The organism is Caulobacter sp. HMWF025, from assembly GCF_003060965.1.
Lineage (GTDB): Bacteria > Pseudomonadota > Alphaproteobacteria > Caulobacterales > Caulobacteraceae > Caulobacter.
Window position 1 is genome coordinate 1 of sequence record NZ_QAII01000070.1, and the last position, 7,372, is coordinate 7,372.

6 protein-coding genes, 1 tRNA gene and 1 pseudogene are annotated in these 7,372 nt (G+C 65.7%); 4 read left to right on the top strand and 4 right to left on the bottom strand.

Annotated elements, in window-relative coordinates; translation table 11 throughout:
- Window positions 1-231 (bottom strand): annotated as a pseudogene (locus DBR10_RS19835) (hypothetical protein); the annotation flags it as partial.
- A gap of 128 nt (window positions 232-359) precedes the next feature.
- Here DBR10_RS19835 and DBR10_RS08660 point away from each other — a divergent pair.
- The 4 genes from DBR10_RS08660 (at window position 360) to DBR10_RS08675 (ending at window position 3,457) form a co-directional block, all read left to right on the top strand.
- A tRNA-Lys gene (locus DBR10_RS08660) sits at window positions 360-434 on the top strand.
- Window positions 435-711: 277 nt separating this feature from the next.
- Window positions 712-1,575 (top strand): sulfate ABC transporter permease subunit CysT, encoded by an 864-nt coding sequence (gene cysT, locus DBR10_RS08665; protein ID WP_108504414.1) that lies wholly within the window; start codon window positions 712-714, stop codon window positions 1,573-1,575.
- Window positions 1,575-2,420 (top strand): sulfate ABC transporter permease subunit CysW, encoded by an 846-nt coding sequence (gene cysW / locus DBR10_RS08670; RefSeq protein ID WP_108504415.1) that lies wholly within the window; start codon window positions 1,575-1,577, stop codon window positions 2,418-2,420. The genes cysT and cysW overlap by 1 nt, the downstream gene beginning before the upstream one ends.
- A gap of 17 nt (window positions 2,421-2,437) precedes the next feature.
- Window positions 2,438-3,457: a sulfate/molybdate ABC transporter ATP-binding protein gene (locus DBR10_RS08675; protein ID WP_108504416.1), complete on the top strand. Its 1,020-nt coding sequence runs from the start codon at window positions 2,438-2,440 to the stop codon at window positions 3,455-3,457.
- A gap of 57 nt (window positions 3,458-3,514) precedes the next feature.
- Here DBR10_RS08675 and DBR10_RS08680 read toward each other — a convergent pair whose 3' ends face one another.
- The 3 genes from DBR10_RS08680 to DBR10_RS08690 all read right to left on the bottom strand — a co-directional run bounded on the left by DBR10_RS08680 (window position 3,515) and on the right by DBR10_RS08690 (window position 7,037).
- Complete coding sequence (locus DBR10_RS08680) at window positions 3,515-4,504, bottom strand: transglutaminase family protein (RefSeq protein WP_108504419.1); 990 nt, start codon at window positions 4,502-4,504, stop codon at window positions 3,515-3,517.
- A 72-nt stretch (window positions 4,505-4,576) separates the two neighbouring features.
- A complete protein-coding gene (locus tag DBR10_RS08685; RefSeq protein ID WP_108504417.1) occupies window positions 4,577-5,521 on the bottom strand; it encodes an alpha-E domain-containing protein in 945 nt (314 codons plus the stop codon).
- A 34-nt stretch (window positions 5,522-5,555) separates the two neighbouring features.
- Window positions 5,556-7,037, bottom strand: coding sequence for a circularly permuted type 2 ATP-grasp protein (locus DBR10_RS08690; protein ID WP_442861110.1), 1,482 nt, complete (start codon window positions 7,035-7,037; stop codon window positions 5,556-5,558).
- Window positions 7,038-7,372 lie beyond the last annotated feature (335 nt).

Consider the following 7,372-nt stretch of genomic DNA (forward strand, 5'->3'; position numbering starts at 1 on the left):
GGCATAGGGATCCTTCATCGCCTCGAGCAGGATCGGCGGGATCTTGGTGCGCAGCAGGTTCACATCCCGCAGCGGCGCGCTGACGGCACCGCTCAGGCCGTCGCGATTGGCCTCGCTTGTTGTCTGGATGCGTTGTGATTCGGCCGTCGGGACAGTCTGCTCCTGGGCGAAGGCGACGGATCCGAAGGCGATCATCGGCAAAATCACTGTGGTCAGGCGGCCTGCTCGCATCTCTAAACCCCAAGGCGCGGGTCGCGCCGTCGACTAATCCTGTTGTGGGCGAAAGCGTGCTTGCGGCATGCCCGGCCCCCGACTATGTTCCGCGCCGCTTCTCACCGGCTTCCCGCCGCGTCGCGAGCGGGCCGGTAGCTCAGTGGTAGAGCATTCGACTTTTAATCGAATGGTCGAGGGTTCGAACCCCTCCCGGCCTACCAATTTCACGTTAAACTTGTGGCGAAGTTCGGGCGGTCCAGGCGGCTGAGGCCAAACCTGCTCGCCTCCAGCCCCCACCGTCAGGGCCTTGCCGTCCTGATCCCGGGCTTGTTTGTGCCGTGTGGGTGAGTTTTTCTGACGCCTGAGCGGGGGAAAACTCAATTGACCCCATCTGCCCGCTAGGGATTTAAGCAGGACTGAGCCGGGCAACCGGGACCTCTTTGCCGCCCGACACGTTTTATTGCCCCGCCTTCGCTGGACCAGGACGACGATCAGACCATGACCGCCGAGACCGCGATCGCGATCCGTCCCACCGGGAGGCCCCTGTTTCGCCGCCGGTCGGCCATTCCGGGCTTTACCCTGACCCTCGGCGTGACCCTGACGGTCCTGTCACTGATCGTGCTCATCCCGCTGTCGGCCGTGGCCCTCAAGGCGGCCCAGCTGTCGCCGTCCGAGTTTCTGGCCGTCGCCTTTTCGCAACGGGCCATGGCGGCCTACCGGCTAACCTTCGGCGCGGCCTTTGTGGCCGCCGTGATCAATGGTGTGTTCGGCGTGCTGACCGCCTGGGCATTGGTTCGCTACGAGTTTCCGGGCAAGGCCCTGGTCAATGCGCTCGTTGATCTGCCCTTTGCCCTGCCGACGGCGGTGGCGGGGATCGCGCTGGCGACTCTCTATGCGCCCAACGGCTGGGTGGGCTCACTGCTGACCCCGCTCGGCATCAAGGCCGCCTACAACCCGATCGGCGTGACCATTGCCCTGGTGTTCATCGGCCTGCCGTTCGTTGTGCGGACCATCGAACCGGTCCTGCGCGACCTGTCCGACGATGTCGAAGAGGCTGCGGCCAGTCTCGGTGCCGGACGTCTGTCGACCATCTTCCGGATCGTGCTGCCCGCCCTGGGGCCTTCGTGGCTCACCGGCTTTGCCCTGGCCTTTGCCCGGGGCATCGGTGAGTACGGCTCGGTGATCTTCATCGCCGGCAACATGCCCTTCAAGTCCGAGATTGCGCCTCTGCTGATCATCATCCAGCTGGAGCAGTTCGAATATGCCCATGCTGCCGCGATCGCCGTGGTGATGCTGGCGGTCTCGTTCCTGATGCTGCTGATCATCAATGCCGTCCAGGCCTGGGCGAGAAGGTTCTCCTGATGGCTGCTCATCGCCGTTCCACGGACGATCCGGTCTGGGCCAAGGTCCTGATCATCGGGCTCGTCCTGCTGTTCCTGGGGCTTGTCCTGGTGCTGCCGCTGGCAGCGGTGTTCGCCGAGGCCCTGCGCAAGGGCCTGCAGCCTGCACTTGAGGCGATCTCCAACCCTGATGCCCTGGCCGCCGTGAAACTGACCCTGCTGACCGCCGCGATCACGGTGCCGTTCAATGTGGTGTTCGGGCTCTGCGCGGCCTGGGCGGTCGCCAAGCATGACTTTCCGGGCAAGAGCCTGCTGATCACCCTGATTGACCTGCCGTTCTCGGTGTCGCCGGTCGTGGCGGGCCTGATCTATGTGCTGGTCTTCGGCCTGCAGGGCTGGTTCGGCGAGCGGCTCATCGACCACGACATCAAGATCATCTTCGCCGTGCCGGGTATCGTGCTGGCCACGATCTTCGTGACCTTTCCGTTCATCGCCCGCGAGCTCATTCCGCTGATGCAGGAACAGGGCGTCAGCGAGGAGGAGGCGGCCGTCTCGATGGGCGCATCGGGGCTCTACACCTTCTGGCGGGTGACCGCGCCCAATGTGCGCTGGGGCCTGCTCTACGGCGTCCTGCTGTGCAATGCCCGCGCCATGGGCGAGTTCGGGGCAGTATCGGTGGTCAGCGGCCATATCCGGGGCCTGACCAACACCATGCCGCTACACGTCGAGATCCTCTATAACGAGTATGATTTCGTCGGAGCCTTCGCCGTCGCCGCCCTGCTGTGTCTGCTGGCGATCGTGACCCTCGTCCTCAAGACCGCGCTCGAAGTCGCCCAGCCCGCCGTGCGCGGGCGCAGCGGTCACTGATCGGAACGTCTGACCCCATGACCATCTCCATCCGTTCCGTCGAAAAGAAGTTCGGGCGCTATCCGGCGCTGAACAAGGTCGGGCTCGAGATCGCCGACGGCGAACTCCTGGCCCTGCTGGGGCCTTCGGGCTCGGGCAAGACAACCCTGCTGCGGGTGATCGCCGGTCTGGAATTCCCGGATGCGGGTCAGGTCCTGTTCCACGACCAGGACGTCACCTTCGCCTCGGCCGCCGCGCGGCGTGTGGGCTTCGTGTTCCAGCAATATGCGCTGTTCAAGCACATGACCGTGGCCAAAAACATTGCGTTCGGTCTCGACGTCCGCAAGGGCAAGGACAAGCCCTCCAAGGTCGAGATCACCCGTCGGGTCGATGAACTGCTGCGCCTGGTCGAACTGGAAGGCCTGGGCGGGCGCTATCCGTCGCAGCTGTCCGGCGGACAGCGCCAGCGCGTGGCCCTGTCGCGGGCTCTGGCCGTGCAGCCCAGCGTGCTGCTGCTCGACGAGCCGTTCGGGGCGCTGGATGCCACGGTTCGCAAGTCGCTGCGCAAGGAACTGCGCCGGGTCCATGACGCGACCGGCGTGACGACCATCTTCGTGACCCACGACCAGGAAGAGGCGCTGGACCTGGCTGACCGGGTGGCGATCCTCAACCAGGGAGTCATCGAACAGGTCGGCACGCCCGAGCAGGTGCACGACCATCCGGTTTCGCCCTTCGTCTGCGGCTTTGTGGGCGAGTCCAATCGCTTTGAGGGCGTCGTGTCGGGCGGCCGGTTCACCTCGGGTTCGGTTTTCCTGCCGGCCACGGGCCTGGCCGATGGTCCGGCCGTGGCCTTTGCCCGGCCCCATGACTTCTCGCTGGACGGCTCGGGCTTTGAGGTTCGGGTAAACCGGGTGCACATCCAGGGCGCGCTGGCCCATGTCGATGCCGAGACGGCCGACGGTCGCCGGATCGATGTGGTCACCTCGCGGGACCAGGCTGAACACTTCACCGGAACAGTGCGACTGGCCGCCCGCAAGGCGCACGTCTTCCCGGCCTAGGTGCGCCCTGGCCGGCTTGCCCTACCGGGGCAGCCGGTCCCGGGGTATGCCCCGTCCTTACTGCTGCTGCTGGGCCTGCTGCTGCTGCTGATGCAGGTCCTGCCGGAGCGCAGCCCGTTCGGCGCGACGGCGGCCACCCGAGAAGTTGGGCCGGGCCATCCGCAGGAATTCCGGTTCCGACAGGGCGGCGCGGGCGCGGCGGACCGAAACCCCGACCGCCAGATCACTGTCAGAGTCGCCCTTGTAGACGCCCCGCGACGGCGTCACGTCGGTATAGTCCCGGCCCACGGCCACGGCGACGTGGCGCTCGCCGGCCATCACATTGTTGGTCGGGTCAAAGCCCACCCAGCGCAAGCTGGGCAGGAAAACCTCGACCCAGGCATGGGTGGCATCAGGGTCCGAGCGATCGCCGGCCTCGCGGTCCGTGAACAGATAGCCGGAGACGTAGCGGGCCGGCAGGCCCCAGTCGCGGCAGATGGCCAGCATGATATGGGCGAAGTCCTGGCAGACCCCGCGACCGGCACTGAGCGCCAGGTCGATGGGGCTGTCTGCGTCGGTCACCCCGGGTTGATACTCAAAAGCCTTGTAGATCGTCTCCGACAGGATCCGCACGGCGGTCAGGGGATCCCGGCGGCGCAGGTCGTCGAGATTGTGCTCGTTGACGAAGGTGGACAGGGCCTCGGAGGATTTGACGAAGCCGTGGGGGCGCAGGAAGTCGAAGCACTCGCCGCGCACGAATTCGCTGCGCAGGCGGTCCCATTCGCCCATATCGAGCGCCGCAGGGCGATCTCCGGGCGCTTCGGTCTCGACCGCCGAACGCGCAATGATCGTCAGCTTGTCGTGCGGCTGCGGAACGTCGAAATGATAGACGGCGTTGCCGAAGCTGTCGGCATAGGAAAACACCTGGGCGGCGGGGTCGATGTCGAGCTCGAAGCTGACCAGGCGCTGCCGGGCCGACTTCTGGGGCTGCATCCACAGTTCCATAAGGCTTTCCCGAACCGGGCGCTCGTAGTGGTACTGGGTGACGTGGCGGATCTCTAGAAGCACTGGGAAGTCCTTGTTGGCGCGCGCGACGGCCACCGAAAACCACGGACAGGTTCGGGGGTCACGCTTCGCATCCTAAGCCGGCAGGCGCGTTTCGAGCGGGTAGGCCACAAAGGTCTCGTAGATCGCCTCGTGGATCCGCGCGCATTCATTGACGACGGTGGTCAGCAGGGCTCCGGCCCCCTGGCTCTCCAGTTCCTGGATGTCGGCATATTGCAGGCGTGCCTTGAGGCGGCCGGCGATACGCTCGGGGCCAGCCCGTTCCCCCGCCTCGGCGCGGCGCGCCAGGGCACTGAGATTGGCCTCGATCTGCGAGGTGGAGAAGCGGATCGAGCGCGGGAAGTCCTCGTCGAACACCAGGAACTCCAGAATATGCCGCGGCTCGATCTCGGCCGTGTAGACCCGCAGATAGGGCTCGAGCGCGCAGGCCATGCGCAGCAGGCTGACGAGGGCGATGTGGTCGTTGATCTGGCGGCCGGGGGTCTCGGCGAAGCAGACTTCCAGCAGGCGCGAGACCAGCTGGGCGCGCTCCAGATACATGCCCAGCATCATGAACCGCCAGCTTTCGCCGTGGCTCATGGTCGTGTCGGCCGCGCCCTTGAACAGGTGCAGGTCGGCGATCACGTCATGAAGGAAGGTTGTTGAACCTTCGGCGAACTCGCGGGCGGCGTCCGGATCCGTGACCTTCAGATAGAGCAGGTTCAGCCGCTCCCAGGTCTCGGTGGTGATCTGGTCGCGCACCTGGCGGGCGTTCTCGCGGGCCAGGGCCAGGGACGAGACCACCGAATTGGGATCCGTCCGGTCAAGCACCAGAGCTTCGGCGGCTTCGAAGGAGCCGACGGCACTGCTCATGTCCGGCTCGCCGACCGCCGAGAGGGCGATCCATACGGCCTGTACACCCGAGTCGGTCTGGTCGAGCGTGGCGTTGAGCATCACGCTGGACAGGCGCGACAGATGCTCTGCGCGTTCGATGTAACGGCCCAGCCAGTAGAGGCTGTCGGCGACCCGAGCGAGCATCATGCGAGCGACCTCTTGCAACGAGAAAGAGCGAGCATCATGGGCGGCTGCTCCCGTTCGGCTGGCCATGGGGCTGGGCGGGACCGTCCTCGGCCAGCACCCAGGTGTCTTTCGATCCACCGCCCTGGGACGAGTTGACCACGAGGGATCCCCGTTTCAGGGCCACGCGGGTCAGGGCACCCGGCGTAACGATCGTCTTTTCGCCCGACAGGATGAACGGCCGCAGGTCGACGTGGCGGGGCTCGATCCGTCCGTCGACCAGGCAGGGGGCCGTCGACAGCTGGATGGTCGGCTGGGCGATATAGTTCTCCGGATCAGCCTTGATCGCGACCGCGAAGTCCTCGCGCTCCTTCTGCGTGGCATGGGGGCCTACCAGCATGCCATAGCCGCCCGAGGCCCCGACCGCCTTGACCACCAGCTTGTCCAGATTGGCCAGCACGTGGTTCAGCTGGGCCGGCTCGCGACAGAGGAAGGTCTCGATATTGGGCAGGATGGCGTCTTCGCCCAGGTAGTATTTGATGATCTCCGGCACGAAGGCATAGACGGCCTTGTCGTCAGCGACGCCGGTACCCGGCGCGTTGCAGATCACCACATTGCCGGCCCGGTAGGCGTTGAACAGGCCGGCCGCGCCCAGCGACGAGTCCCGCCGGAAGGTGAGGGGGTCGATGAAGTCGTCATCGACGCGGCGATAGATCACGTCCACCCGGCGGATGCCGGTGGTCGTGCGCATGTAGACCATGTTGTCATGGACCACGAGGTCGCGACCCTCGACCAGCGGCACGCCCATCAGGCGCGCCAGATAGGCGTGCTCGTAATAGGCCGAGTTGTAGACGCCGGGGGTCAGCACCACGACCTGCGGGTTGGGCCGCCATTCGGGGCTCATGCTCTTCAGCGTGGCCAGCAGAAGGTCGGGATAGCGCTCGACCGGGCGGACGCCGGCGGCACGATAGGTGCCCGGGAAGGTCCGCTTGGCCGCGTCGCGATTGGCCAGCATGTACGAGACACCCGACGGCACCCGCAGATTGTCTTCCAGCACCGCAAACTCGCCGTCCTGGCAGCGGATCAGGTCAGAGCCGCAGACATTGGCGTAGGATTTGTGCGGCACGAACAGGTGCTGCATTTCGCGGCGATAGGACGGCGCGCCGAGCACCAGTTCGCGGGGGACCACCCCGTCCATCAGGATCTGCTGCTCGCCATAGATGTCGGCGAGGAAGAGGTTCAGCGCCTTCAGGCGCTGGGTCAGACCCGACTCGATGCGCGCCCACTCGTTGGCCGGCAGGATGCGCGGAAACAGGTCGGTGGGGATGATCCGCTCAGTGGAATTGCCGGCCCCGTAGACGGTGAAGGTGATGCCCTGCAGCAGGAATGACTTTTCCAGCGTGCGCTGCCGCCCCGCCAGTTCCTCGCCCCCGAGCGTCGACATCCGCATGTGCAGGGGATCGTAGTGCGAACGAACGCCCCCGTCGGCTGCGAACATCTCGTCATACGCAACGCCGGGCAGATAGGCCGCCTCTGTCATTGGCAGGGTGGGTGTCTCGGTTATGTCCTGGTTTTTCGCCGCCACGCCTTCATCCACGCTTTTTTAGCCTTGGGTCGCATCGAGTCCGACACACCGTGCGTTACCCTAGAACGGGAGCACGGCCGCCGTCGGTGATTTTTCTCATCGCCGCGTCGATGCGCACGGCTGCTCAACATTTGGGCGCCATTTGTTGGGCGTGGGAAGCGCCGCTCTTCACCTTTCTCGGGCATTTCGGGCCGTGACAGGGGCGGGGGGCACGACTACACGGGACGTGGGGGCGCTCCGCGCGGGGAATCGAATTTTTGGTGCGCAGACGAACAACCCTGACCGTGCTG

What these genes read in the sequence shown, in the direction of transcription:
- cysT (WP_108504414.1), top strand. Translation starts at nt 712, where the DNA reads ATGACCGCCGAGACCGCGATCGCGATCCGTCCCACCGGGAGGCCCCTG.
- cysW (WP_108504415.1), top strand. Translation starts at nt 1,575, where the DNA reads ATGGCTGCTCATCGCCGTTCCACGGACGATCCGGTCTGGGCCAAGGTC.
- DBR10_RS08675 (WP_108504416.1), top strand. Translation starts at nt 2,438, where the DNA reads ATGACCATCTCCATCCGTTCCGTCGAAAAGAAGTTCGGGCGCTATCCG.
- DBR10_RS08685 (WP_108504417.1), bottom strand. Translation starts at nt 5,521, where the DNA reads ATGATGCTCGCTCGGGTCGCCGACAGCCTCTACTGGCTGGGCCGTTAC.
- DBR10_RS08690 (WP_442861110.1), bottom strand. Translation starts at nt 7,037, where the DNA reads ATGACAGAGGCGGCCTATCTGCCCGGCGTTGCGTATGACGAGATGTTC.